The following is a 25,009-nucleotide window of genomic DNA, read 5'->3' on the forward strand; positions in this document are numbered from 1 at the left end:
GAACAGGGTGTCTTCCTCAGCGGACTGCGACGGCGCGCACCGACTCCGCCACGAGGTTCCCGAGCCGGTCGGGCAGGTCCTCGGGGAGCGGGTCGCGGCCGAATGTGAAGCGCACGGACGTCTGCGCGACGGACGGCTCCACGCCGCAGGCGAGGAGCACGTGGGAGGGTTCGTCGCTTCCCGCTGCGCACGCCGATCCACTCGAGGAGACGACGCCTCGGCGCTCCAGCTCGAGCAGCACGGCTTCTCCGCTCACACCGGTGAACGTGAAGCTCGCCGTGCCGGGAAGCCGTCTGATCGGATCACCCGTGAGCGCCGCCTGCGGCACGAGGGTGAGGACGGCGGCGATGAACCGCTGCGTCGTCGCGCCGATGCGGCTGTTCAGCGCCTCGCGCTCCGCCTCGGCGAGATCCAAGGCCACGGCGAGTCCGACGGCCCCCGCGACGTTCTCGGTCCCCGAGCGGCGGCCGCGCTCCTGCCCGCCCCCGTGCAGGAGCGGCTCGAGTGCGAGCCGTCCGCGCACGGCGAGAGCGCCGATCCCTTTCGGGGCTCCGAGCTTGTGCCCGGCGATCGCGATCGCATCCGCCCCGAGCTCCGCGAGCGGCAGCCACCCTGCGGACTGCACGGCGTCGACGTGCAGCGGAACCCGTGCGGACCTGGTCACCTCCACGAGCGCGGCCACGTCCTGAATCGTGCCGATCTCGTTGTTGGCGTGCCCGAGGGCGATAAGCGCGGTGTCGTCGCGGATCGCCTCATGAAGCGAGACCGCGGAGATCCGGCCCTGTCGATCGACGGGTGCGGCCGTGACCTCGACATCGTGGAAGCGTCGCAGATAGTCGGCGGACTCCAGGATCGACTCGTGCTCGATCGGCGAGACCACCAGATGACGCCGGCCGTCGGCGAGAGCGGCGAGCACGATCCCCTTGACCGCGAGGTTGTTGGCCTCGGTGCCGCCGCCGGTGAACACGACGTCGCCGATGCGCATGCCGAGCGCTCGCGCGACCCGCGACCGTGCATCGTCGAGCGCGCTCGCCGCAGCCTCGCCATAGGTGTGATGACTGGAGGGGTTGCCGAACACTCCCGTGAGGTACGGACGCATCGCGTCGAGCACCTCCGGCCGGACCGGGGCAGTCGCCGCATGATCGAGGTAGAGCATCGGAGTCAGTCGATCCGCACGTCCAGGCCGAGATCGAGCGCGCGTGCCGAGTGGGTCAGAGCCCCGACCGAGATCACGTCCACACCGGTCCTCGCGATCTCGCCGACGGTGTCGAGGTTCACCCCGCCCGACGCCTCGACCTGGGCACGGTCGCCGATCAGCGCCACGCCGGCACGCAGATCGTCCACCGAGAAGTTGTCGAGCAGCACGGTGTGCGCTCCGCCGTCGAGCACGGCGGGGATCTGATCGAGCCGGTCGACCTCGACGACCACATGGGTCGTGTGGGGCAGCCGTGAGAAGGCCTCTCGCAGAGCGGTGGCCAGGTCGACACCCGAGCGCTGGAGCACTGCGAGATGGTTGTCCTTCGCCATCACGGCATCCGACAGCGAGTACCGATGGTTGTGGCCGCGGCCCGAGATCACCGCATGCCGCTCGAACGCGCGGAGGCCGGGGGTGGTCTTGCGGGTGTCCGCGATGCGCGCCGAGGTGCCCTCGATCGCTCGCACGTAGGCATCGGTCAGCGTCGCGATGCCGCTCATCCGCTGCGCGAAGTTCAGCGCGATGCGCTCGGCGGTGAGGATGCCGCGGGCCGACCCCGAGACCGAGGCGAGCACGTCGCCGGGAGTGAAGCGATCGCCGTCGCCGACGTGCACGTCGATCGTGATCGATGGATCGGTGAGGGCGAAGGCGGCCGCGAACACGTCGCCTCCGCTGAAGATCCCCTCTTCCCTGGCGACCAGATCGGCGGTGGCGGTGGCGTCGGCGGGGAGCAGCGTGGTGCTGGTGAGGTCACCCCACGGAGCATCCTCCTCGAGGGCTGCGCCCACGACACGGGTGATGAGTGCGGGCGTGAGCATCAGACGGTCTCCAAGAGCGGCGAGGCGACGGGGTCGCGGTAGTGGGCACCGACCGATTCGGTGCGGGCGAGTGCGGCTGAGGCCGTGGACACGGCGAGGAGGAGCAGGTTCGCGTCCTCGCGTTCGGCGAGGGTGACGGGGGCCGCTGCGGCGGAGAGCCACAGGGTGAGGGAGCCGAGTGCTCGCTCGAGGCCCTCCTCTGTGCGGAGGAGCCCGACGTCGTCCCACATCAGCCGCTGGAGCGCATCGCGGCTGAACGAGGCGCCGTCCACGGGCGAGAGCGGCGAGGCGCCGCGCCCGGATCTCGGGGTCTCCACCGAGGGGGACGCCACGGAGCTCGTCCAGGGCGTGCTCACGGCGTCGGCCGCGCGAGCCCCGAAGACCGCACCCTCGAGCAGCGAGTTCGAGGCGAGACGGTTGGCGCCGTGGACGCCGGTGCGGGCGACCTCTCCGGCGGCGAGGAGACCGGGGATCGACGTGCGGCCGTCGAGGTCGGTGACGACACCGCCCATCAGATAGTGCGCGGCAGGGGTCACCGGAATCGGCTCCATACCCCAGTCGAAACCGCGCTCGCGCGTGACCCGGTCGATCGTCGGGAAGCGGTGCGCCAGCATGCGCGCGCCCAGCATCGTGGCGTCGAGACGCACGGGAGAGCCCTGAGCCGCGGCCTGTCGTGCGATCGCGCGCGACACGACGTCGCGGGGAGCCAGCTCGCCGTCGGGGTGGGTGTCGAACACGAAGCGCCGACCGTCGACGTCGATGAGTGTCGCGCCCTCACCGCGCACGGCCTCGGACACCAGGAATGCCGGCCCCTCGGCGAGGATCGTGGGGTGGAACTGCATGAACTCCAGATCCGCGACCGCTGCGCCGGCACGGAGCGCGGCGGCGATGCCGTCGCCGGTGGTGCCGGCAGGATTCGTCGTGTGCGCGTAGAGGTGGCCGGCCCCGCCCGTCGCGAGGATCACCGCATCTGCTGCGAAGTCTGCGACAGCTCCGTCGACGAGCACGCGGATGCCGCGTGCCTCGCCCTGCGTGACGATGAGGTCTGCGAGGAACGCGTGTTCGACGACGGTGATGGCCGCGTGCCGAGTGGCGGCGACCAGCGCACGGGCGATCGCTGCTCCGGTGGCGTCGCCACCCGCGTGCACGATGCGGGCATGGCTGTGGGCGGCCTCGCGCCCGAGCAGAAGTTCGCCCTCGGGGGAGCGGTCGAAGGCGACGCCGCGAGCGATCAGTTCCGCGATCCTCGCGGCCGCATCCTGCACGAGCACGGCCACGGCAGCGGGATCCGACAGCCCCGCCCCTGCGCTGATCGTGTCGGATGTGTGCTGCGAGGCCGAGTCGTCCGGGCCGTACATCCCGGCGACACCGCCCTGGGCGTACCCGGTGCACCCGTCACCGAGCGCACCCTTGGTCACGACCGTGACCGCGTGCCCCGCCTCCTGGGCGTGCAGCGCGGCGGTGAGGCCTGCGATGCCCGAACCGACGACGATGACGTTCATCGTGCGCTCGCCACCACCGGCGGCTTCGCCGCCAGCATCCGCTCGAGGGCGACCCGCGCCGGGTCGGCCACGTCCGCCGTCACCGTGATCCGATTGGGGGTGCGGCCGGCCACCAGCTCTTCGAGCACCCACGCGAGGTATCCGGGGTGGATTCGGTACATCGTCGAGCACGGGCAGACCACCGGGTCGAGGCAGAAGATCTCGTGCTGGGGGAACTGTGCGGCCAGTCGGCGCACGAGGTTGATCTCCGTGCCGATCGCGAAGGTCGTGGGCTCTGTCGCGGCGGCGATCGCGCGGCGGATGTAGTCGGTGGAACCCGCTTCGTCCGCGGCGTCCACCACTTCCATCGGGCACTCCGGATGCACGATCACACGCACGTCGGGATGCTCGGCGCGAGCCTGGTCGATCTGCGCCACGGAGAAGCGCCGGTGCACCGAGCAGAAGCCGTGCCAGAGGATCACGCGGGAGTCGACGAGAGCGGATGCCGTCGAGCCGCCGAGCGCCTTGCGCGGGTTCCACATCGGCATCTGCTCGAGGGGCACGCCCATCGCCTTCGCGGTGTTGCGACCCAGGTGCTGGTCGGGGAAGAACAGCACCCGCTGGCCTCGTTCGAACGCCCACTCGAGCACGGTCTGCGCATTCGACGACGTGCACACGATTCCGCCGTGCCGTCCGACGAAGCCTTTGATCGCGGCCGACGAGTTCATGTACGTCACGGGGATGACGGGCACCCGGCCGTCGGCATCCTGAGCGTCGAGATCGCCGAGGACATCGGCGAGCTGTTCCCAGCAGTCCTCGACCTGATCGATGTCGGCCATGTCGGCCATCGAGCATCCGGCTGCGAGGTTCGGCAGGATCACAGCCTGGTCGGGGCCCGAGAGCAGGTCGGCGGTCTCGGCCATGAAGTGCACGCCGCAGAAGACGATGGCCTCGGCATCCGGTCGCTCCTTCGCCGCTGTCGCGAGCTGGAACGAGTCGCCCAGGTAGTCGGCGTGACGCACGACCTCCTCGCGCTGGTAGAAGTGTCCGAGCACGACGGCCCGGTCGCCGAGCGTCGCCTTGGCCACGCGGATGCGCTCGTCGAGCTCGTCCTCGCTCGCCTCGCGATACTCCGCCGGAAGCTCGCCCTGACGCGGCGCTCCGGTCGGGATGACATCTCCCATCGAGGATCCCGGCCCGTATCCGGGGCGCGCGTCGAAGTCCCAGGGGCCCGCGGCGAGATCGGTCGTGCAGGTCGCGTCTGTCGAGGCACCCGACACGATCGACTGGATCGCGTGGTCGACGGAGGCGTCGACGGGCTGGACTGCCGGGGTCGGAACGAAGGTGATGCTCATCGGGTGCTCGTTTCCTCGGGGCCGAGAGGGCCGTGATCGGCCAGTTCGACATCGGTGTTGTAGCGGTACAGGCGGGCGGGGCGGTGACTGCCGGTGCGGAACTGGTCGGTGGGGAGGAGGTTGCCGGCGGACTCGACCTGTCGGCGGAAGTTGGCCGGGTCGAGATGCTTGCCGAGAATCGCCTCGTAGGCCTCCCGAAGGTCGGCCAGAGTGAACTCGGCCGGCAGGAAGCCGTGTGCGACCCGGCTGTAGCCGACCTTGCTGCGCAGGCGCCAGAGCGCGTAGTCGATGATCTTGCGGTGATCGAACGCGAGCGGTGGCAGGTCGCCGAGATCGAACCAGCGCACGTTCTCGGGAGCGAGACCGGATGCCCGATGCGCGGCGCTCTGGGCGTCGACCTCGTCCTGCCGCAGCAGGGCCCAGTAGACGATCGACACGACGCGCGTGGGGGAGCGGTCGACGGCGCCGAAGGCATAGAGCTGCTCGAGGTAGCTGGGTGTGAGACCGGTCGTCTCGGCGAGTGTGCGGGCGGCGGCATCGACCGGCGATTCGGCCGGCGTCAGCCAGCCTCCGGGAAGCGCCCACTGGTCGGCGAACGGCTCGCGCGTGCGCAGGACCAGGGGCAGCGCGAGCACCGCCGCGCCGTCGTCGGTGCGACGCAGCGTGAGGATCACCGTCGACACGGCGACATCGATGCCCCTGGTTTGAGTCATACGTACCTTAACCTCCGAGATCGATCTTAGTGTCATCCCGACTCTTAGTGCACCTGTATGACGGATCGGCCGCTGAGGCCGAAACGTTATATACCAGCGTTCCGGACTCTTGTCGCCCGGATGGCTATTTGTTAGGTTACTGTCCTAACAAATCCCTTCACGGGGATCTGTCGCGAGTTCCGCTCTGGGGCTCGGCTCCATCCCGGAGATCCCTCCTGCAGTGCAGCACCGAGAGGAAATACAGAATGATCCGTAACGGAAGGCGCAAGATCGCGCTCACCGCTGTGGCGGGGGCATCCGTCCTCGCCCTGGGTTTGACCGCCTGTGGCGCAGGCGGCGGCAACGAGGGGAGCGGTGGCGACGGCGACCGGGCTCTTCGGGTGTGGGCCGGCAGCCAGACCCCGATCACCGCGAACTACAACCCGTTCGCACCGACCGTGCTCCATGGCGCGCTCGGACCCATCTACGAGCCGCTGTTCTTCTTCAACAAGACGGCCGACTCCGAGCCCGTCGGTCTGATCGGCGACTCGTACGAGTACAACGAGGACGGCACGGTGATCACCGTCACCATCAAGCCCGACCTCAAGTGGAGTGACGGCGAGCCTCTCACCGCCGCCGACGTCGCGTTCTCGTTTGCGTACGAGGCCAACAACCCCGAGGGTAACGGCCTCGTCTCGGCCGAGGCGACCGACGACACCACCGTCGTCCTGACCTACACGACCGCCCAGTACACGACCGAGTTCCAGCGTCTCGGCTCGACCTACATCCTCCCCGAGCACATCTGGGCCGACGTCACCGACTTCGCGAACTTCGCGAACGAGGAGCCGGTCGGTTCCGGCCCGTACGTCGTCGACAAGACCACGAGCGAGTCGTACACGCTCGTCGCGAACGAGAACTTCCGCGGCGCCGACGACCTCGGTGTCAAGAAGGTCCAGTACATCGCGGTCGACAACAACCAGACCGCCCAGGATCTGCTCGCCGCGGGCAAGCTCGACTGGACGGGCATGTTCATCCCGAACCCCGACGACGTCACGGGCAACGGCGCGATCGACTGGATCAACACCCCGCAGGACCCGACGGTCCTGTACACGTGCTCGAACGCCGAGCTCGGCTGCACCGGTCCGCAGACCGACGTCGCTGTGCGTCAGGCGCTGAACGTCGCCATCGACCGTGCGGCGATCAAGGACAAGGCGTTCGTCGGGCTCACCGGCGACATCTCGCCGACGTTCGCGCTGCTCCCGCGCGACGAGAAGTGGGTCGCCGACTCGGCCAACGAAGTCAGCCCCCAGGAGGCGAACGCCGCAGAGGCGGGCGAGATCCTCGAGGCGGCCGGCTACACGAAGGACGGCGACTTCTACTCCAAGGACGGGAAGCCGCTCGAGCTCAGCCTGATCTCGGTCGACGGATGGACCGACTACAACGATGCTGCGAAGCTGATCGCCGAGCAGGCCGAGGCGGCCGGCATCAAGGTCACCGCGTCGACCGTGCAGTGGCAGGAGTTCTCGGACGCCCGTCAGGGTGGCGACTTCCAGCTGATCGTCGGCGGTGTCATCGGCACGTCCGTGGCCGACCCGTTCCAGATCTACCGCGACTGGTTCGGCGGCACGACCGTCGGCTCCACCGCAGCCGTGGGCTCGGAGGTCCCGGCCGGACGCTGGAACTTCAGCCGCTACAGCAACCCCGTCGTCGACGACGCGGTCCAGGCCGCGATCAGCACGAACGACGAGGCTGAGAAGAAGGAGCTGTACGGCACGATCCAGACCGAGATCGTCCGTGATCTGCCCTACATCCCGCTCGTCATCAACGCGACGCAGACCTTCTACAACACGAAGGACTTCACGGGCTGGCCGACGGAGGACGACCTCTACGCCTTCCCGCCGTCCTGGGGTGCGATCGCGGCAGGCTACATCCTGACGCAGCTGCAGCCGGTCAAGTAAGGAATGGGGTCGGGGGAGCAGGAAGCAAGGTCTGTGACATGAAGTTCTATGCACGAAGAATCGGGTTCTACGCGTTCACGCTGTGGGCCGCGATCTCACTCAACTTCCTGCTTCCCCGGCTCATGCCGGGGAACCCGGCGGACATCATGATCGCCAAGATGCAGCGAGCGGGCGGCGAGGTCTCCGAGACCACGATCCGCAACATCAAGCTGCTTCTCGGCGGTGATGACTCGTCCCTCTGGGAGCAGTACATCGCCTACTGGGGCCGCATGTTCCAGGGAGACCTGGGAATCTCGGTGACGAAGTTCCCGGCTCCCGTGAGCGAGCTGATCGGCCAGGCACTGCCCTGGACGCTCATCCTCGTCGGCACGGTGACAGTGATCTCCTTCATCCTCGGCGTCGCGCTCGGCGCCTGGGCCGGATGGAAGCGCGGGACCTGGGTCGATCATCTGATCCCGGCGACCACCGTCCTGCAGTCCATCCCGTACTTCTGGATGGCGCTGCTCCTCGTCTCCGTCTTCGCGGTCGGTCTCGGCTGGTTCCCGATCTTCGGGGGCTACGACGTGTTCGACTTCCCCGACGGCCCCGAACCGACGTGGGCGTTCTTCACGGATGCGCTCTCTCATGCGATCCTTCCGGCGCTGACGATCGTCATCTCGTCGGTCGGCGGGTGGATGTTCGGGATGCGCAACATGATGGTGCAGACCATGGCTGAGGACTACGTGCTCACGGCCGAGGCCAAGGGGCTGCGTCCTCGCCGCATCATGACGACGTACGCCGCACGCAACGCCGCGATCCCCTCGATCGCCGGCTTCTCGATCACGTTGGGATTCGTGGTCGCAGGCTCGATCGTGATGGAGCAGGTGTTCACCTATCCGGGCATCGGCAAGCTGATGTTCCAGGCGGTCACGAACAACGACTACGCGCTGATGCAGGGGCTCTTCCTCGTCATCACGATCACGGTGCTCGCCGCCAACTTCATCATGGATCTCGTCTATGGCTTCATCGACCCGAGGGCGCGCCAGAATGTCTGACACCGACAACGCAGCGCTGATCACCAAGGATCAGCCCACGACCCAGCCGGCGACCACCATCTCGCTGGCCACGCAACGCGGGCGCAAGCGCCGCCGGGTGCTCCCGACGACGTCTCCGAAGTTCATCACCGGAGCGGCGATCGTGATCGCGATCGTCCTGTTCGCGATCATCGCGCCGATGTTCTCGCAGAACCCGCGGAGCACCGACAACCCTGCTCTGCTCCCGCCGTCGCCGGAACACTGGCTCGGCACCACCAAGCTCGGCAACGACATGTTCGCCCAGCTCGCCATCGGTGCCCAGGGCTCGCTCCTGGTCGGCGTGGTCGCGGGCGGCATCGCCATCGTCCTGTCCCTGCTGTTCGGCGTGCTCGCCGGCTACCTCGGCGGCTGGCGTGAAGACACTCTCGCGCTGCTGACGAACGTGATGATCGTGATCCCGGGCCTGCCGTTGGTCATGGTGATCTCGTCCTTCGTGCCGCAGCGCAGCTGGCAGCTGGTCGCGTTCGTGCTGGGCATCACCTCCTGGGCGGGCGCCGCGTACGTACTCCGACTCCAGACGCGCTCTCTGCGGACCCGTGACTACGTCTACGCCTCGAAGGTGGCGGGGGAGCGATCCTTCCGCGTCATCCTGGTCGAGATCATGCCGAACCTGCTGCCGCTGCTCACGGCGCAGTTCCTCTTCGCGATCATCTTCGCCATCCTCGGCGAGGCCGGCCTCTCATACCTGGGCCTCGGCCCGAACTCCTCGATCACCTGGGGCACCATCCTCAACGACGCGCAGTCCGGGCAGGCGCTCGGTCGAGGAGCCTGGTGGTGGTTCGTACCCCCGGGCGTCATGATCGCCATGCTCGGTGCAGGTCTCGCCCTGATCAACTTCGCGATCGACGAGGTCATCAACCCCAAGCTGCGCAATGCGCCCGACGCCGCCCGACGTGTGCGCAAGGCAGCCAAGACGAAGGGGGTCGCCGCATGAGCGCTCCGGATGCCGTGCTCACGGCGCGCAACGTGTCGATCGAGTACGAGGTGGATCCGCCCGTCAAGGCGGTCCGAGATGTCTCCCTCACCCTCAACCGCGGAGAGATCCTCGGTCTGGCGGGAGAGTCGGGATGCGGAAAGACGACCCTCGCCTACGGCATGAACCGGCTGCTCAAGGCGCCGGCGCTCATGACGAGCGGCGAGATCGTCTTCCACGACCGTGACGGCCACGACATCGACATCGTCGCACTCGACGGCGACGGGCTCCGAGCCTTCCGCTGGGACAAGATCTCGATGGTGTTCCAGGGTGCGATGAACTCGCTCAACCCGGTGATCAGCGTCAAGGCGCAGATCTTCGACATCTTCGACACGCATCGCCCCGGCATGTCCAAGAAGGACAAGCAGGAGCGTGCCGAGGAGCTGCTGACCCTCGTCGGGGTCGACCCGTCGCGGCTGACGAGCTTCCCGCACGAGCTGTCGGGCGGCATGCGGCAGCGCATGATGATCGCCATGGCGCTCGCGTTGGATCCGCAGGTCATGATCATGGACGAACCCACCACCGCGCTCGACGTCGTGGTGCAGCGAGGCATCATCCGCGAGATCATGCGACTGCGCGAACGGCTGGGTTTCGCGGTGATCTTCATCACCCACGACCTCCCGATGCTGATCGAGATCAGCGACCGGATCGCCGTGATGCTGCAGGGGCAGATCGTGGAGGAGGGCACGGCCGAGGAGATCTACCGCACGCCGCAGCACGAATACACGAAGAAGCTGCTGTCGAGCTTCCCGAGTCTGACCGGCGAGCGCGGAGACTTCGTCCGCACCGGCAACCAGCCCAGCCAGGAGGAGATCCGATGAGTGCTTCCACCCTCGAAGCCCGCAACCTGGTGAAGGACTTCACGCTGCGATCCGGGCTCAAGACGTCGACCCTCCATGCGGTCAAGGACGTCTCGTTCACGATCGAGGCGGGCAAGACGGTCGCCCTCGTCGGCGAATCGGGTTCGGGCAAATCCACCATCGCCCGGATGCTGATGAAGCTCGAGACTCCGACCAGCGGGCTGATCCTGCTCGACGGCAAGGATGCGGGGATGCGGGGCCGAGCGGTCGAGGAGTACCGCTCGCAGGTGCAGATGGTCTTCCAGGATCCGTTCGCCTCGCTGAACCCGTTCCACACGATCGTCCATCACCTGGAGCGACCGATCAGGCTCCACCACCCCACGCTCTCGGGCGCCGAGGTGCGTGCGCGGGCGATCGAGCTGCTCGAGCGAGTGCGGCTGTCACCCGGCGAGAGCTTCGCCGAACGTCGCCCGCACGAGCTGTCCGGTGGTCAGCGTCAGCGTGTGGCCATCGCGCGGGCGCTCGCACCGGGGGCACGGTTCATCGTCGCGGATGAGCCCGTCTCGATGCTCGACGTCTCGATCCGGTTGGGGGTGCTCAACCTGCTGGCCGATCTGCAGCGAGAGGAGAACCTCGGCGTGCTCTACATCACGCACGACCTCGCGACGGCTCGGCATTTCAGCGACGAGATCATGGTGCTCTACAAGGGCGACGTCGTCGAGCGCGGGCCGGCTGACGAAGTCATCCTCAATCCGCAGCACGAGTACACGAAGACCCTGCTGGGCGCGGCGCCCGAACCCGAGAACCTCGGCCGCCTCCGCGACGAGGTCCGCGCCGAGCTCGCGGGTCTCTGAGCATCCGTTCCGGTTCCACTTCGTGCCGCCGGCGACCCGTTCGCGCGGCACGAGGTGCGACCGGAACGGCACCCGTCTCGGTGCGGACGACCCGCTAGACTGAACGCACAAGTGAAGACAGGCCGAATGACCCACGCGGGAGAGCCCCGGCGAACGCAGCCGGGCACCGAAGGAGCAAGCCTCCCCGCCAATCTCTCAGGTATGCGTACCGCGCGGTTCCGGCCACTCTGAAAAGTGAGATCGAGCGATGCTGTAGCGCTCGGCTCCGCCGACGGTGAAAGCCCAGTCTCTGGGTGAAGCTCTCAGGCCCATGACAGAGGGGGAGTTCCGAGGACCAGCGTCTGCGCTGTTCCGCCCGACCCAGCCCGGGAGAACTCCATGTCCGACCCTCGCTACACCCCGCTCCGTGAGCGCCATGAGGCGCTCGGCGCCTCGTTCACCGACTTCGGCGGCTGGCAGATGCCGGTGCGCTACACGTCCGACCTCGCCGAGCACCACGCGGTGCGACAGGCAGCCGGGATCTTCGACATCTCGCACATGGCCGAGTTCATGGTCACCGGAGACTTCGCCGGGGACTTCCTCGACTACTCCCTGGCCGGCCGACTGTCCGCGATGCCCGTGGGCAAGGCGAAGTACTCGCTGATGCTCGCAGACGACGGCGGGATCATCGACGACGTCATCGTCTACCGGCTCGCCGACGATCGCTTCCTCGTCATCGCGAACGCGGGCAACCGCGGATTCGTCGATGCCGCCTTCGCCTCGCGCGTCCGCTCGTTCCCCTCGCGGATCGAGCGTGAACGTCCGGCGCTCGCCGCGGGGGAGGACCGCACCTTCGAGGGCTTCCTCGGAGATCGCGGCGTCGACGTCGAGGACGTCTCCGACGAGTACGCGCTGCTCGCCGTCCAGGGACCCGCATCCGAGGCCATCGTCTCGTCGACGGCAGGCATCTCCGACCTCAGCACTCCCTGGGCGGAGCAGAGGTACTACTCCTGGGCCGACGCCTCCTTCCTCGGCGGCCCACTGCTCCTCGCCCGCACCGGGTACACGGGTGAGGACGGCTTCGAGCTGCTCGTCCGTGTCGCCGATGCCCCCGCGCTCTGGGACGCACTCGTCGACGCCGGGCAGACGCACGGTCTCGTGCCGGCCGGCCTCGCGGCGCGCGACACGCTCCGACTCGAAGCGGGTATGCCGCTCTACGGGCATGAGCTCTCCCGCGAGACCAAGCCGTCGCAGGCCGGTCTCGGACGCGTCGTCGTCACCGACAAGGAGAGCTTCATCGGCAAGGGAGCGGTGGATGCCGCATCCGATGCCCCCGTGCTCGTCGGGCTCGTCGCCGAAGGCAAGCGCGCGGGCCGTGCCGGGTACTCCGTCGTGGACGAAGACGGCGCTGTGCTCGGCGCGATCACCAGCGGTGCGCTCAGCCCGACGCTCGGCCACCCGATCGCGATGGCCTATGTCGCACCGTCTTCCGCTGCGGAGGGAACCGCAGTATTCCTTGATGTGCGGGGGACCCGCATCCCCGCGACCGTGACCGCCCTGCCTTTCTACCGGAGGACCAAATGACCGACCTCAACGCACTCCACTACACCGATGAGCACGAGTGGATCGCCGCTGACGGCGACACCGTGACCATCGGGATCACCGACTACGCCGCCGACAAGCTCGGCGACGTCGTCTTCGTCGAGCTCCCCGCCGTGGGCACCGAGGTCACCGCCGGATCGGTGGTGGGCGAGATCGAGTCGACCAAGTCGGTCGGCGAGCTCTACGCGCCGGTCACCGGCACGGTCGTGGAGATCAACGACGCCGTGGTCGACGACCCCTCCCTCGTCAACGCCGAGCCGTTCGCCGGCGGCTGGCTGATCAAGGTCTCCGTCGACGCCGGTGCGCTCGACGGACTCATGGACCGCGACGCGTACGTCGCTCTCACGGAGGGCTGATCGACCAGTGGTCTCTTTCGCCGATCGTCACATCGGAACCACCGCGGCCGCCCAGCGTCAGATGCTGGACGCGCTGGGGGTCGAGTCCGAGCTCGAGGACTGGAGCCCGGTCGAGGCGCTGATGCGCCAGGCCGTGCCGTCGTCGATCTTCACGTCCGCCACCTCGGATTCAGTCATCCCTCGCGCAGCGAGCGAGACCGAGGCGCTCGCCGAGCTTCGAGCGATCGCCGCCCGCAACACGGTGAACCGGCCGATGATCGGCCTCGGGTACTACGGCACGATCACCCCTCAGGTGATCCAGCGCAACGTCCTCGAGAACCCCTCGTGGTACACGGCCTACACGCCGTACCAGCCGGAGATCTCGCAAGGGCGCCTCGAAGCTCTCATCAACTTCCAGACGATGGTGGCCGAGCTCACCGGTCTCACCACGGCCAACGCGTCGATGCTCGACGAGTCGACCGCTGTCGTCGAGGGGATGCTCCTGGCACGCCGCGCATCGAAGAAGGCCTCGAACGTGTTCGCGGTCGACGCCGACGCGTTCCCGCAGACGAAGGCCCTGCTCGAGACCCGCGCCGAGGCTGTGGGCATCGAGCTCGTGAGCGTCGACTTCGCCGCAGGCGAGGAGCTCCCCGCGGAGATGTTCGGCGTCTTCGTGCAGTACCCCGGTGCCTCCGGTCGTGTGTGGAACCCCACCGCCGTGATCGACGCCGCGCACCTCGCCGGCGGACTCGCGGTCGTCGCGGCCGATCTGCTCGCACTCACCCTGATCGCCTCGCCCGGTTCCCTCGGAGCGGACGTCGCGGTCGGCACCACGCAGCGCTTCGGTGTGCCCATCGGGTTCGGCGGACCGCACGCCGGGTACATGGCCGTTCGTGCCGGGCTCGAGCGGCAGCTGCCGGGACGCCTCGTCGGTGTCTCGGTGGATGCGGACGGCAAGCCCGCGTACCGGCTGTCGCTGCAGACGCGCGAGCAGCACATCCGCCGTGAGAAGGCGACCAGCAACATCTGCACCGCGCAGGTGCTCCTCGCGGTGATGGCGTCGATGTACGCGGTCTACCACGGGCCTGACGGGCTCAAGGCGATCGCCCGGGAGGTCGCGGCCAAGACCGCGATGCTGCGTGACTGGCTCGCCGACGCGGGTGCGGATGTCGTGCACGACTCGTTCTTCGACACGCTGCAGGTGCGGGTGCCCGGCCGCGCGGCCGAATACGTGGAGCAGGCCCATCACGGCTTCGGCATCCTGCTGCACGCGGCTGATGCCGACACGGTCGGGATCTCGGTCGACGAGACCACGACGGTCGCCGAGCTCCACCAGGTCGCCCGTGTGTTCGGCGGTTCGCAGGACCGTGCTTTCGGCTTCTACGGCTCAGGCTCGCAGGGCGCTCTGCCCGGCGACCTGCTCCGCCAGGACGAGTACCTCACGCACCCCGTCTTCCATGCGCACCGCAGCGAGACGGCGATGATGCGCTACCTCAAGAGCCTCGCCGATCGCGACTACGCGCTCGATCGCGGCATGATCCCCCTCGGGTCGTGCACGATGAAGCTCAACGCGGCGACCGAGATGGCATCGATCACGTGGCCCGAGTTCGCGGGCATCCACCCGTTCGCTCCGGCCTCCGACGTCGAGGGATACCTCGACATGATCACGCAGCTCGAGGCGTGGCTGGCCGAGGTCACCGGGTACGACGCGGTCTCGCTGCAGCCGAACGCCGGATCGCAGGGCGAGCTCGCGGGCCTTCTCGCGATCCGCGGCTACCACCTGGCGAACGGCGACACTCAGCGCACGGTGTGCCTGATCCCGTCGTCGGCGCACGGAACCAACGCCGCCTCTGCGGTGCTCGCCGGCATGAAGGTCGTCGTCGTCGCCTGTGACGAACTCGGCAACGTCGACCTCGACGACCTGCGCGCGAAGATCGCGGCGAACGCCGGCGAGCTGTCCGCGCTGATGATCACGTACCCGTCGACGCACGGCGTGTACGAGCAGGACGTCGTCGAGATCACCACTGCCGTGCACGAGGCCGGCGGCCAGGTCTACGTCGACGGCGCGAACCTCAACGCGCTGCTCGGCTACGCCCGTTTCGGCGACCTCGGCGGCGACGTCTCGCACCTGAACCTGCACAAGACGTTCGCGATCCCGCACGGCGGCGGTGGCCCCGGCGTGGGTCCCGTCGCGGCCAAGGCTCACCTCGCGCCGTACCTGCCGTCGCACCCGCTCGCCCAGCGCGCGGAGCATGCGGGCGGGTTCGTCTTCGAGGGCGGAGCGGTCTCCGCCGCGCCCTACGGATCGGCCGGCATCCTGCCGATCTCCTGGTCGTACGTGCGGATGATGGGGGCAGACGGCCTTCGTCACGCGACGGCAGCAGCCGTGCTCTCGGCGAACTACATCGCCGCGCGCCTCGGCGAGCACTACCCGGTGCTCTACGCCGGCGAGAACGGCCGCGTCGCTCACGAGTGCATCCTCGACCTGCGTCCGCTCAAGGAGGCCACCGGCATCACCGTCGACGACGTCGCCAAGCGGCTCATCGACTACGGCTTCCACGCGCCGACGATGTCGTTCCCCGTCGCGGGCACGCTCATGGTCGAGCCGACGGAGTCGGAGGACCTCGGCGAGATCGAGCGCTTCATCGAGGCGATGATCATGATCAAGGCCGAGGCGGATGCCGTCGCAGCCGGGCGCTGGCCCGCCGACGACAACCCACTGGTGCACGCACCGCACACCGCGGTCTCGCTGATCGCGGGGGAGTGGAGTCACGCGTACACCCGAGAGGACGCCGCATACCCGGTGCACGCTCTGGTCGCCGGCAAGTACTGGCCGCCTGTGCGCCGCATCGACCAGGCCTACGGCGACCGCAACCTCGTGTGCGCCTGCCCGCCGGTCGAGGCCTTCGCCTGACTCGAGGAGCGTACAGAGACGGCGTCGTGTCCATCCGGGCATGGCGCCGTCTCTCGTTTCCGTGCATTTCCGCATGTTTCCGCGAGATTACATATGGTCACCACTCAGTAACGGTTCATTAGCCGAGTGCGGCGTCCCCTGAATCGCGGGTTACAGTCAACTATCCCTACGCGTTCGACGATGAGCGCGCAGTCTGATGAATACCCGTCCACAGGAGGACACAAAGTGAAGCGCAACAAGATCGCCCTTGCGGGCACCGCGCTGTTCGCGATCGGCGCCCTGGCGCTCGCGGGCTGCGCGAGCGGTGGAGGCAACGACGGCGACGGCGGCTCCGGCGCAGCCGGCGACCCGGATGCCATCATCACCACGAACGGCTCCGAGCCCGAGAACCCGCTGATCCCCACGAACACCAACGAGGTGGGTGGCGGAAAGATCCTCGACGAGATCTTCGCCGGTCTGATCTACTACGACGCCGACGGCAAGCCCGTCAACGACGTCGCCGAGGAGATCACGACCGAGGACCCGCAGAACCTCACGGTCAAGATCCGCAAGGGCCTGAAGTTCACCGACGGTGAAGAGGTCACCGCCGACAACTTCATCAAGGCGTGGAACTACGGCGCACAGGCCGAGAACGCACAGCTCTCGGGCTACTTCTTCGAGGACATCGAGGGCTTCGTCAACGACGCGGGTGACCCCGACAACCCCGATGACGACGTCTTCGGCGCGCAGGGTGACCTGTCCGGTCTGAAGCAGGTCGACGACTACACCTTCACGATCGCGCTCAACAAGCCGGCCTCCGACTTCGCGCTGCGCCTCGGATACTCCGCGTTCTACCCGCTGCCCGACGTGGCCTTCGAGGACATGGAGGCCTTCGGCCAGAACCCGATCGGCAACGGCCCGTACATGATCGACGGCGACGACGCGTGGCAGCACGACGTGCAGATCGACCTCGTCCGCAACGACGACTACGACGGCGGACGCAAGGCTGCCAACGGCGGTCTGACCATCAAGTTCTACGCCACGCAGGAAGCGGCTTACGCCGACCTGCAGGGTGGGGACGTCGACGTGATCGACGCGATCCCGACCGGCTCGCTCCAGGTCTTCCAGGACGAGTTCGGCGACCGCGCCGTCAACCAGCCGTCCGCGGTCTTCCAGTCGTTCACGATCGGCCAGTTCCTCCCGCACTTCAGCGGCGAAGAGGGCCAGCTGCGTCGTCAGGCGCTGTCGATGGCGATCAACCGCGAGGAGATCACCGACACGATCTTCTCGGGCACCCGCACCCCGGCATCCGACTTCACCTCCCCGGTGATCGACGGATGGTCCGACTCGGTCCCCGGCAGCGAGGTTCTCGAGTACAACCCCGACGAGGCGAAGAAGCTGTGGGCCGAGGCCGACGCCATCTCGCCGTGGGACGGCGAGTTCAAGATCGCTTACAACGCCGACGGTGGGCACGACGCCTGGGTCGACGCGGTGAGCAACAGCATCAAGAACACGCTCGGCATCGAGGCATCGGGCGACCCGTACCCGACCTTCCAGGACCTTCGCACGAAGATCAACGACCGCACCATCACCACGGCTGCGCGCTCGGGCTGGCAGGCCGACTACCCGGGTCTGTACAACTTCCTCGGACCGCTCTACGCGACCGGCGCCGGCTCGAACGACGGTGACTACTCGAACCCCGAGTTCGACGACCTCATCAAGGCCGGCATCAGCAACCCCGACCCCGATGCACAGATCGAGGACTTCACCAAGGCGCAGGAGGTCCTGTTCAAGGATCTTCCCGCGATCCCGCTGTGGTACTCCAACGTGACCGGTGGCTTCGGCGAGAGCGTCGACAACGTCACGTTCGGCTGGAACTCGGTTCCGCTCTACTACGAGATCACGAAGGCCGGCGAGTAAGTCTGACGGCACTTCACCTGTGAGGCGGTGACGATTTCTTCGTCACCGCCTCACAGGCTTGTGTCCACGCGGCTATCTCTCCCCTCACAGAAGGGACAAGCGGATGCTCGGTTACATTCTGAGACGTCTTCTGCAGGTGATCCCGGTCTTCTTCGGAGCCACCCTGCTCATCTATTTCCTGGTGTTCGCCATGCCCGGCGACCCGATCCTCGCCCTGTTCGGCGACAAGACGCCGAGCCCGGCGGTCGTCGCGCAGCTGCGAGAGCAGTACCACCTGAACGAGCCGTTCCTCGTGCAGTACTGGTACTACATCACCGGTGTCTTCCAGGGCGACCTGGGCATGACCTATTCCGGTCGCCCCGTCTCCACGGTGCTCGCCGCGACGCTGCCCGTCACGGGGCGTCTCGCCGTGATGGCGATCGCCATCGAGTTCGTCCTGGCGATCATCATCGGCACGATCTCGGCGTTGCGCAAGGGCAAGCTCTTCGACAACGTCTCGCTGGTCGTGGCTCTCGTCGCGATCGCGATCCCGATCTTCGTGGTCGCGTTCCTCGCCCAGTACTTCCTGGCGATCCAGTGGGGTTGGTTCAAGCCGACGGTCGGCGCCGACAACGACTGGGGTGGACTCTGGCTTCCCGCGATCGTGCTCGGGTTCAGTCTCTACGCGGTGAGCATGCGTCTGATGCGGAGCTCGGTCATCGAGACCCTGAATCAGGACTGGGTACGCACGGCGTACAGCAAGGGGCTCTCGCGCAACCGCGTGCTTCCCGTGCACGTGCTGCGCAACTCGCTGATCCCCGTGATCACCAACTCGGCCACGAACTTCGGTGTGCTGCTCGTGGGTGCGACCGTCACCGAGGGCATCTTCAACGTGCCGGGTGTCGGAAACACGCTCTTCCAGGCGATCCAGCGCGGCGAGGGGCCGACGGTCGTCTCGTTCGTGACCGTCTTCGTCATCCTGTACGTGCTGGTGAACCTGCTCATCGACCTGCTCTACGGTCTGCTCGACCCGAGGATTCGCTATGCCTGATCCCATCTCTCCCAAGCACTACGTCGCCCCCGTCGAGACGGAGTCGATCGCGGTCGACGCGGTCCGTATCTCGGACAAGCCCAGCAACCTCTGGCGGGACGCCTGGTTCGACCTGCGTCGCCGTCCGCTGTTCTGGTTCTCGATCGCGCTGGCCCTCGTCTTCCTTGTGATGGCCGTGTGGCCGACGCTGTTCACCGCGACGCCGCCCAACGACCAGTGCTACCTGTCGAACAGCAACGGCGGACCGGCCGAGGGGCACCCCCTCGGGTTCACCTTCCAAGGCTGCGACATCTACGCGCGCATCGTGTGGGGCGCCCAGACGTCCCTCGCGGTCGGCCTGATCGCCACGCTGATCTCGTCTGTTCTCGGTCTGATCATGGGTGCGCTCGCGGGCTTCTACGGCGGGTGGCTCGACTCGGTCCTCTCGCGTGTCGGCGACATCTTCTTCGCGATCCCGTACATCCTCGCGGCCGTGGTCGTGATGACGGTGTTCAAGGACATCCGTTCGGTGTGGATCCTCGCGCTCGCCATCGGAGGGTTCGCCTGGGCATCCACCGCCCGTGTCGTGCGAGCGGAGGTGCTCCGCGTGCGTCAGGCCGACTTCGTGATGGCCTCGCAGGCCCTGGGGCAGTCGAAGTTCAAGATCCTGTTGAACCATGTCGTCCCGAACGCGATCGCGCCTCTGCTGGTGGTGTCGACGCTCGGCCTCGCCGCTGCGATCGTCGCTGAAGCCACTCTGTCGTTCCTCGGAGTCGGACTCGGCAGCAGCGTCATGTCGTGGGGGAACGACATCGGCGACGCCCAGGCGTCGCTGCGTGTCGCGCCGATGGCACTCATCTATCCGTCGATCGCGCTCACCCTCGCGGTGCTCGCGTTCGTCACCCTGGGCGAGCTCATCCGAGACGCCCTCGACCCGAAGGCGAGGGCACGCCGATGAGCGAGCGAATCACCGAACAGGTCCCGCTGCTCAGCATCCGTGACCTCAGCGTCGCGTTCCGCACGCAGGAGGGCCTGCGCGAAGTGCTCCACGGAGTCAGCTTCGACGTCATGCCGGGCGAGACCGTCGCGATCGTCGGCGAGTCGGGCTCGGGCAAGTCCACGACGGCCACGGCCATCGTGAACCTGCTCCCGGGAACCGGTGAAGTCACCGCCGGATCGATCACCCTCGAAGGCCGCGAGCTCACGACGCTCAACCGTCGCGAGATCGAGGCTGTTCGCGGACGGGACATCGGCTTCGTTCCGCAGGATCCGATGTCGAACCTCAACCCCGTCTGGAGCATCGGCTTCCAGGTCAAGGAGGCGATCCGTGCGAACGGCATCGCCCAGGGGCGCGAGGCCGCCAAGGCGCGCACGGTCGAGGTGCTGCAGCAGGCCGGGCTGGCGGATGCCGAGAAGCGTCTGCACCAGTTCCCGCACCAGTTCTCCGGTGGCATGCGTCAGCGTGCGCTGATCGGGATGGGCCTCGCGGCCGATCCGAAGCTGCTCATCGCCGACGAGCCGACCTCGGCTCTGGATGTGACGGTGCAGCGCGTGATCCTCGATCACATGGCGTCGCTCACTCGCGACAAGGGCACCTCGGTGCTCCTGATCACGCACGACCTGGGCCTCGCGGCCGAGCGTGCGGACAAGATCATCGTGATGAACGGCGGCAACATCGTCGAGGCGGGTCCCAGCAGGCAGATCCTCGAGAACCCGCAGCACCCGTACACGAAGCGCCTGGTGTCTGCCGCGCCGAGTGTCGCGTCGCAGCGCATCCAGGCGGTGGTGGAGGACCGGGGTATCGAGACGCTCGAGGATCTCGCCGACATCCCGCCGACCGTGCGGGTCGCTGGGCTCACGAAGGACTATCGGATCCGTCAGGGAGGCTTCCGCAGTGAGGCGTTCCGAGCGGTCGACGACGTGTCGTTCGCGATCCCTCGCGGCAAGACGCTCGCTCTGGTCGGCGAGTCGGGTTCGGGCAAGTCCACCGTCGCGAAGATGGTTCTGAAGCTCGAGGAGCCCACCAGCGGAACCATCGAGATCGACGGCCAGGATGTGTCGAAGCTGTCGAACGCCCAGGCGTTCGGTCTGCGTCGGCGCATGCAGCCGGTGTTCCAGGACCCGTATGGCTCGCTCGACCCGCTGCGCAACATCGGCAACACCATCGCCGAGCCGCTGCAGATCCACGGCGTCGGCGACCGCGCGTCTCAGCGTGAGCGGGTCGAGGAGCTTCTCGACCAGGTCTCACTGCCCCGTGTGCTCGCCACCCGGTACCCGAACGAGCTCTCGGGCGGTCAGCGTCAGCGTGTCGCGATCGCGCGCGCTCTCGCCCTCAAGCCCGACATCATCGTCCTCGATGAGGCGGTGTCGGCGCTCGATGTGCTGGTGCAGGATCAGGTGCTGCAGCTGCTGGCCGAACTCCAGTCAGAGCTCGATCTCACGTATCTGTTCATCACGCACGACCTCGCGGTCGTCCGTGTCTCGAGCGATCTCGTGTGCGTCATGGAGAAGGGCAAGATCGTCGAGCAGGGCACTGTCGACGAGATCTTCGCCAACCCGCAGCAGGAATACACGGATCGTCTTCTGAAGGCGATCCCGGGTGCGTCGATCACCCTCGGTGGTCACGGAGAGTGAGCACCGAACCTCGACCGGAGGCCGCACGGACTTTCCGTGCGGCCTCCGGGCCGGTCTCCCTCGTGCTCTGCTCGCTCCTGGCGCTCTTCCTTCTCGGCGACGCCGTCGTGCGTGCAGGGTGGGGTCAGATGCTCCTGCTCGCGCCGTGGGTGCTCCTCGGACTCTGGGTCGTCTACGAAATCGCCTTCGTGTCGGTCGTCCGAGTCGACGACGACGGCGCGGTCGTGCAGAACATGCTGCGCCGCACATCATTCGGCTGGAGCCGGGTGCGCGACATCGACCTGCGCTGGCAGCTGCTCTTCTCGCTCGAAGACGGCAGCGATCTCTCGTGCTACGGCGGACCCGCACGAGCGCGTCCGGTCCGTCGCCCCACGAGCGGTGACGACGAGGCGAAGGCTCCGGCCGGCCTGCGGGAGCTGACCGAGATCCGCGACCGTTGGCAGCAGGCGCCGGCGACGGCGGATGCTCCCGTCCGCCGCACCTGGGACGCTCAGGCGCTGATCGCGCTCGGCGTCATCGCGCTGTGGGCCGTCGTGTCGGTCGTCATCGCGAACGCCTGAGCGAGGCTCCGGAGCGCTCCCGTCAGCCGGGGAGCCCGAAGAGGTCCGGCCACGTCGCCGCGGCCCACGGGTACCCGACGAACACGGTCGCGTCGATCAGGAAGTGCGCGACGAGGAACGGCATCAGCCGGCCGCTGCGCTGGAACAGCCAGCCGAACAGCAGGCCCATCGCGAAGTTCCCGATGAAGGCCCCGGGGCCCTGGTAGAGGTGGTAGCTCGCGCGCAGCAGCGAGGTCGTCAGGATGATGGCCCACGGACCCCATCCGAGCTGCTTCAACCGGGCGAACAGATACCCGAGAACGACGAACTCCTCCTGCAGAGAGGCACGCGCTGCCGCCAGGAGGAGGATCGGCACCGTCCACCAGTGGGCGTCGAGTCCCGCCGGGTCGACCGCGACGAAGAGCCCGGTGGCTCTTCCGACCAGATAGAGGCCGAGGCCGGGGATGCCGATGGCGAGCACCAGAAGCGCTCCTCGTCCGGCATCCGCTGCGATCTTCGTGCCGTCGAGGCCCACTCTGCCCAGATGCGGGCGCGACGTCTGCCAGAGCAGGAAGCACACGAGAAGCACGGGGACCAGCGAGAACCCGATGGACAGCACCTGGTAGATGAGGTCGAAGATCTCGCGGTCGCTGCGGGACGGATTCAGGGTCGCCGTCTGGTCCGCCAGAGGCGTCTCGTCGGTGAGGCGGTACGCCAGCTGCACGATCGCGTACACGGCGGACTGCCCGAGACCGAGAGCCAGCACGATGGCGATCTCCCACCACAGACGACTGCGTGAGGGGGCGGGGGAGAGGTCGGCATCGGTCACGCCCTCGATCGTACTTCGCGCGCTCAGGAACGACTCCGCCGCATACGATAGTCTGGAACGTCGGCTTCTCGGCAAAAACCCACACTCTTTAGGACATATGCATGGCGCACGCCCTTCGCTCTGACCTCCGCAACGTCGCTATCGTCGCGCACGTCGACCACGGCAAGACCACTCTCGTCGACGCCATGCTGCGTCAGACGGGCTCGTTCGGCGAACACGCCCACGTCGATGAGCGCGCGATGGACTCGAACGACCTCGAGCGCGAGAAGGGCATCACGATCCTCGCCAAGAACACGGCGATCACCTACAAGGGCAAGCACGCTCAGGGCAAGGAGATCACGATCAACGTGATCGACACGCCTGGTCACGCCGACTTCGGCGGTGAGGTCGAGCGCGGCCTGTCGATGGTCGACGGCGTCGTCCTGCTCGTCGACGCGAGCGAGGGGCCGCTTCCGCAGACCCGCTTCGTGCTGCGCAAGGCTCTAGAGTCCAAGCTCCCCGTCATCCTCCTGGTCAACAAGACCGACCGCCCCGACGCTCGCATCGCCGAGGTCGAGGAGGAGGCGCACGATCTGCTCCTCGGGCTCGCATCCGACCTCGTCGACGACGTGCCCGACCTCGACGTCGACGCTCTGCTCGACGTGCCGGTCGTCTACGCGTCCGGCCGTGCCGGCGCGGCATCGCAGAACCGTCCCGCCGACGGTTCGCTGCCCGACAACGACGACCTCGAGCCGCTCTTCGAGGCGATCCTCGAGCACGTCCCGGCTCCGGCGTACGACGACGAGCACCCGCTGCAGGCCTGGGTCACCAACCTGGACTCCAGCCCCTTCCTCGGCCGCCTCGCGCTGCTGCGCGTCTTCAACGGAACGCTGAAGAAGGGCCAGACCGTCGCCTGGGTCCGTGCCGACGGCTCGACCAGCAACGCGCGCATCACCGAGCTGCTCAAGACCCGTGCGCTCGAGCGCTACCCGGCCGACTCTGCAGGCCCCGGCGACATCGTCGCCATCGCCGGCTTCGAGAACATCACCATCGGTGAGACCATCGCCGACCCCGAAGACGTGCGCCCGCTTCCCGCGATCACGGTCGACGACCCCGCCATCTCGATGACGATCGGCACGAACACCTCGCCGCTCATGGGCAAGGTCAAGGGCCACAAGCTCACGGCTCGCATGGTCAAGGATCGTCTCGACAAGGAGCTGATCGGTAACGTCTCGCTCAAGGTCGTCGACATCGGACGCCCCGACGCATGGGAGGTGCAGGGCCGCGGTGAGCTGGCTCTCGCCATCCTCGTCGAGAACATGCGTCGCGAGGGCTTCGAGCTCACCGTCGGCAAGCCGCAGGTGGTCACGAAGAAGATCGACGGCAAGACGTACGAGCCGTTCGAGCACCTGACGATCGACACTCCGGAGGAGCACCTCGGCGCGATCACCCAGCTTCTCGCGAACCGCAAGGGTCGCATGGAGAACATGACGAACCACGGCACCGGCTGGGTGCGCATGGAGTTCATCGTCCCGTCGCGCGGCCTCATCGGCTTCCGCAGCGAGTTCCTCACGACGACGCGCGGTACGGGTATCGCCAACGCGATCTCGCACGGGTACGAGCCGTGGGCCGGTTCGATCACGACGCGTCAGAACGGCTCGATCGTCGCCGACCGTCAGGGTGTCGTCACCCCGTTCGCGATGATCGCCCTGCAGGAGCGCATGTCGTTCTTCGTGCAGCCCACGCAGGAGGTCTACGAGGGCATGGTCATCGGCGAGAACTCCCGCGCCGACGACATGGACGTCAACATCACCAAGGAGAAGAAGCTCACCAACATGCGTGCGGCGAGCTCCGACACCTTCGAGTCGATGACGCCCCCGCGCCAGCTGACTCTCGAGGAGAGCCTCGAGTTCGCGCGTGACGACGAATGCGTCGAGGTCACGCCCGAGGTCGTCCGCATCCGCAAGGTGAACCTCGACGCGAACACCCGTGCGCGTGAGACCGCTCGTCTGAAGCGTCAGGACGCCAGCGCCTGAGAATCCTCTAAGAGAAGGGCCCTGTACANACAGGGCCCTTTTCTCATAGAACGCC

20 protein-coding genes and 2 riboswitches are annotated in these 25,009 nt (G+C 67.5%); of the genes, 14 read left to right on the plus strand and 6 right to left on the minus strand.

Translation table 11 applies throughout. The annotated features are described in order from the left end of the window. Positions 1 to 16: 16 nt before the first annotated feature. Genes ACTJKH_RS15255 through ACTJKH_RS15275 form a run of 5 tightly spaced genes read right to left on the minus strand, consistent with a single transcriptional unit; the run spans position 17 to position 5,562 of the window. On the minus strand, positions 17 to 1,156 hold the full coding sequence (locus ACTJKH_RS15255; RefSeq protein ID WP_440737606.1) for a cysteine desulfurase family protein: 1,140 nt from the start codon (positions 1,154 to 1,156) through the stop codon (positions 17 to 19). Between the two features lie 5 nt (positions 1,157 to 1,161). After that, entirely contained in the window at positions 1,162 to 2,013 is an 852-nt protein-coding gene (nadC, locus tag ACTJKH_RS15260) for a carboxylating nicotinate-nucleotide diphosphorylase (RefSeq protein WP_440737607.1), read from the minus strand. Continuing rightward, entirely contained in the window at positions 2,013 to 3,515 is a 1,503-nt protein-coding gene (nadB, locus tag ACTJKH_RS15265) for an L-aspartate oxidase (protein WP_440737608.1), read from the minus strand. The genes nadC and nadB overlap by 1 nt, the downstream gene beginning before the upstream one ends. Next, a complete protein-coding gene (gene nadA / locus ACTJKH_RS15270; protein WP_440737609.1) occupies positions 3,512 to 4,849 on the minus strand; it encodes a quinolinate synthase NadA in 1,338 nt (445 codons plus the stop codon). Before nadA ends, nadB begins: the two co-directional genes overlap by 4 nt. Continuing rightward, entirely contained in the window at positions 4,846 to 5,562 is a 717-nt protein-coding gene (locus tag ACTJKH_RS15275; RefSeq protein ID WP_210097458.1) for an NUDIX hydrolase, read from the minus strand. The genes nadA and ACTJKH_RS15275 overlap by 4 nt, the downstream gene beginning before the upstream one ends. 245 nt (positions 5,563 to 5,807) lie before the next feature. On the opposite strand from ACTJKH_RS15275, the gene ACTJKH_RS15280 reads away from it, so the two are divergent. From ACTJKH_RS15280 to ACTJKH_RS15340, 13 genes are all read left to right on the plus strand, one after another. After that, positions 5,808 to 7,499, plus strand: coding sequence for an ABC transporter substrate-binding protein (locus tag ACTJKH_RS15280; RefSeq protein ID WP_440737610.1), 1,692 nt, complete (start codon positions 5,808 to 5,810; stop codon positions 7,497 to 7,499). Positions 7,500 to 7,537: 38 nt separating this feature from the next. Continuing rightward, entirely contained in the window at positions 7,538 to 8,533 is a 996-nt protein-coding gene (locus ACTJKH_RS15285) for an ABC transporter permease (protein ID WP_259159884.1), read from the plus strand. Further along, positions 8,526 to 9,506, plus strand: coding sequence for an ABC transporter permease (locus tag ACTJKH_RS15290; protein WP_259159882.1), 981 nt, complete (start codon positions 8,526 to 8,528; stop codon positions 9,504 to 9,506). Before ACTJKH_RS15285 ends, ACTJKH_RS15290 begins: the two co-directional genes overlap by 8 nt. Then, positions 9,503 to 10,366, plus strand: coding sequence for an ABC transporter ATP-binding protein (locus ACTJKH_RS15295; protein ID WP_440737611.1), 864 nt, complete (start codon positions 9,503 to 9,505; stop codon positions 10,364 to 10,366). The genes ACTJKH_RS15290 and ACTJKH_RS15295 overlap by 4 nt, the downstream gene beginning before the upstream one ends. Beyond that, positions 10,363 to 11,199, plus strand: coding sequence for an ATP-binding cassette domain-containing protein (locus tag ACTJKH_RS15300; protein ID WP_440737612.1), 837 nt, complete (start codon positions 10,363 to 10,365; stop codon positions 11,197 to 11,199). Before ACTJKH_RS15295 ends, ACTJKH_RS15300 begins: the two co-directional genes overlap by 4 nt. A 126-nt stretch (positions 11,200 to 11,325) precedes the next feature. After that, positions 11,326 to 11,420, plus strand: a riboswitch (glycine riboswitch). 1 nt (position 11,421) lies between these two features. Further along, positions 11,422 to 11,523, plus strand: a riboswitch (glycine riboswitch). A gap of 54 nt (positions 11,524 to 11,577) precedes the next feature. After that, the gene (locus ACTJKH_RS15305; RefSeq protein ID WP_440737613.1) at positions 11,578 to 12,762 is read left to right on the plus strand and encodes a glycine cleavage system aminomethyltransferase GcvT; all 1,185 of its coding nucleotides are present in this window, start codon (positions 11,578 to 11,580) and stop codon (positions 12,760 to 12,762) included. Further along, complete coding sequence (gene gcvH, locus ACTJKH_RS15310) at positions 12,759 to 13,136, plus strand: glycine cleavage system protein GcvH (RefSeq protein WP_440737614.1); 378 nt, start codon at positions 12,759 to 12,761, stop codon at positions 13,134 to 13,136. The genes ACTJKH_RS15305 and gcvH overlap by 4 nt, the downstream gene beginning before the upstream one ends. Positions 13,137 to 13,197: 61 nt before the next feature. Continuing rightward, positions 13,198 to 16,029 (plus strand): aminomethyl-transferring glycine dehydrogenase, encoded by a 2,832-nt coding sequence (gcvP, locus tag ACTJKH_RS15315; RefSeq protein WP_440737670.1) that lies wholly within the window; start codon positions 13,198 to 13,200, stop codon positions 16,027 to 16,029. Positions 16,030 to 16,254: 225 nt separating this feature from the next. Further along, positions 16,255 to 17,928, plus strand: a complete 1,674-nt coding sequence (locus ACTJKH_RS15320; protein ID WP_440737615.1) for a peptide ABC transporter substrate-binding protein — start codon at positions 16,255 to 16,257, stop codon at positions 17,926 to 17,928. A gap of 103 nt (positions 17,929 to 18,031) precedes the next feature. Next, positions 18,032 to 18,958: an ABC transporter permease gene (locus ACTJKH_RS15325; protein WP_210097468.1), complete on the plus strand. Its 927-nt coding sequence runs from the start codon at positions 18,032 to 18,034 to the stop codon at positions 18,956 to 18,958. Beyond that, the gene (locus tag ACTJKH_RS15330; RefSeq protein WP_440737616.1) at positions 18,951 to 19,895 is read left to right on the plus strand and encodes an ABC transporter permease; all 945 of its coding nucleotides are present in this window, start codon (positions 18,951 to 18,953) and stop codon (positions 19,893 to 19,895) included. The genes ACTJKH_RS15325 and ACTJKH_RS15330 overlap by 8 nt, the downstream gene beginning before the upstream one ends. Next, entirely contained in the window at positions 19,892 to 21,571 is a 1,680-nt protein-coding gene (locus tag ACTJKH_RS15335; RefSeq protein WP_440737617.1) for a dipeptide ABC transporter ATP-binding protein, read from the plus strand. The genes ACTJKH_RS15330 and ACTJKH_RS15335 overlap by 4 nt, the downstream gene beginning before the upstream one ends. Continuing rightward, positions 21,568 to 22,131: a PH domain-containing protein gene (locus ACTJKH_RS15340; RefSeq protein ID WP_440737618.1), complete on the plus strand. Its 564-nt coding sequence runs from the start codon at positions 21,568 to 21,570 to the stop codon at positions 22,129 to 22,131. Before ACTJKH_RS15335 ends, ACTJKH_RS15340 begins: the two co-directional genes overlap by 4 nt. Before the next feature lie 22 nt (positions 22,132 to 22,153). On the opposite strand, the gene ACTJKH_RS15345 is transcribed toward ACTJKH_RS15340, so the two are convergent. Continuing rightward, the gene (locus tag ACTJKH_RS15345; protein WP_440737671.1) at positions 22,154 to 22,948 is read right to left on the minus strand and encodes a CPBP family intramembrane glutamic endopeptidase; all 795 of its coding nucleotides are present in this window, start codon (positions 22,946 to 22,948) and stop codon (positions 22,154 to 22,156) included. Positions 22,949 to 23,040: 92 nt separating this feature from the next. Between ACTJKH_RS15345 and typA the strand changes: the two genes are divergently transcribed. After that, complete coding sequence (gene typA / locus ACTJKH_RS15350; protein ID WP_210097472.1) at positions 23,041 to 24,954, plus strand: translational GTPase TypA; 1,914 nt, start codon at positions 23,041 to 23,043, stop codon at positions 24,952 to 24,954. Positions 24,955 to 25,009 lie beyond the last annotated feature (55 nt).

This window comes from Microbacterium sp. 22215 (assembly GCF_052045655.1).
Lineage (GTDB): Bacteria > Actinomycetota > Actinomycetes > Actinomycetales > Microbacteriaceae > Microbacterium > Microbacterium phyllosphaerae.

Excerpts from the sequence above, each read along its gene's own strand:
- nadA (WP_440737609.1), bottom strand. The coding sequence starts at position 4,849 with ATGAGCATCACCTTCGTTCCGACCCCGGCAGTCCAGCCCGTCGACGCC.
- nadC (WP_440737607.1), bottom strand. The coding sequence starts at position 2,013 with ATGCTCACGCCCGCACTCATCACCCGTGTCGTGGGCGCAGCCCTCGAG.
- ACTJKH_RS15300 (WP_440737612.1), top strand. The coding sequence starts at position 10,363 with ATGAGTGCTTCCACCCTCGAAGCCCGCAACCTGGTGAAGGACTTCACG.
- gcvP (WP_440737670.1), top strand. The coding sequence starts at position 13,198 with ATGCTGGACGCGCTGGGGGTCGAGTCCGAGCTCGAGGACTGGAGCCCG.
- ACTJKH_RS15275 (WP_210097458.1), bottom strand. The coding sequence starts at position 5,562 with ATGACTCAAACCAGGGGCATCGATGTCGCCGTGTCGACGGTGATCCTC.
- nadB (WP_440737608.1), bottom strand. The coding sequence starts at position 3,515 with ATGAACGTCATCGTCGTCGGTTCGGGCATCGCAGGCCTCACCGCCGCG.
- ACTJKH_RS15280 (WP_440737610.1), top strand. The coding sequence starts at position 5,808 with ATGATCCGTAACGGAAGGCGCAAGATCGCGCTCACCGCTGTGGCGGGG.
- ACTJKH_RS15325 (WP_210097468.1), top strand. The coding sequence starts at position 18,032 with ATGCTCGGTTACATTCTGAGACGTCTTCTGCAGGTGATCCCGGTCTTC.
- ACTJKH_RS15285 (WP_259159884.1), top strand. The coding sequence starts at position 7,538 with ATGAAGTTCTATGCACGAAGAATCGGGTTCTACGCGTTCACGCTGTGG.
- ACTJKH_RS15330 (WP_440737616.1), top strand. The coding sequence starts at position 18,951 with ATGCCTGATCCCATCTCTCCCAAGCACTACGTCGCCCCCGTCGAGACG.
- ACTJKH_RS15335 (WP_440737617.1), top strand. The coding sequence starts at position 19,892 with ATGAGCGAGCGAATCACCGAACAGGTCCCGCTGCTCAGCATCCGTGAC.
- ACTJKH_RS15255 (WP_440737606.1), bottom strand. The coding sequence starts at position 1,156 with ATGCTCTACCTCGATCATGCGGCGACTGCCCCGGTCCGGCCGGAGGTG.
- ACTJKH_RS15305 (WP_440737613.1), top strand. The coding sequence starts at position 11,578 with ATGTCCGACCCTCGCTACACCCCGCTCCGTGAGCGCCATGAGGCGCTC.
- ACTJKH_RS15290 (WP_259159882.1), top strand. The coding sequence starts at position 8,526 with ATGTCTGACACCGACAACGCAGCGCTGATCACCAAGGATCAGCCCACG.
- ACTJKH_RS15295 (WP_440737611.1), top strand. The coding sequence starts at position 9,503 with ATGAGCGCTCCGGATGCCGTGCTCACGGCGCGCAACGTGTCGATCGAG.
- gcvH (WP_440737614.1), top strand. The coding sequence starts at position 12,759 with ATGACCGACCTCAACGCACTCCACTACACCGATGAGCACGAGTGGATC.
- typA (WP_210097472.1), top strand. The coding sequence starts at position 23,041 with ATGGCGCACGCCCTTCGCTCTGACCTCCGCAACGTCGCTATCGTCGCG.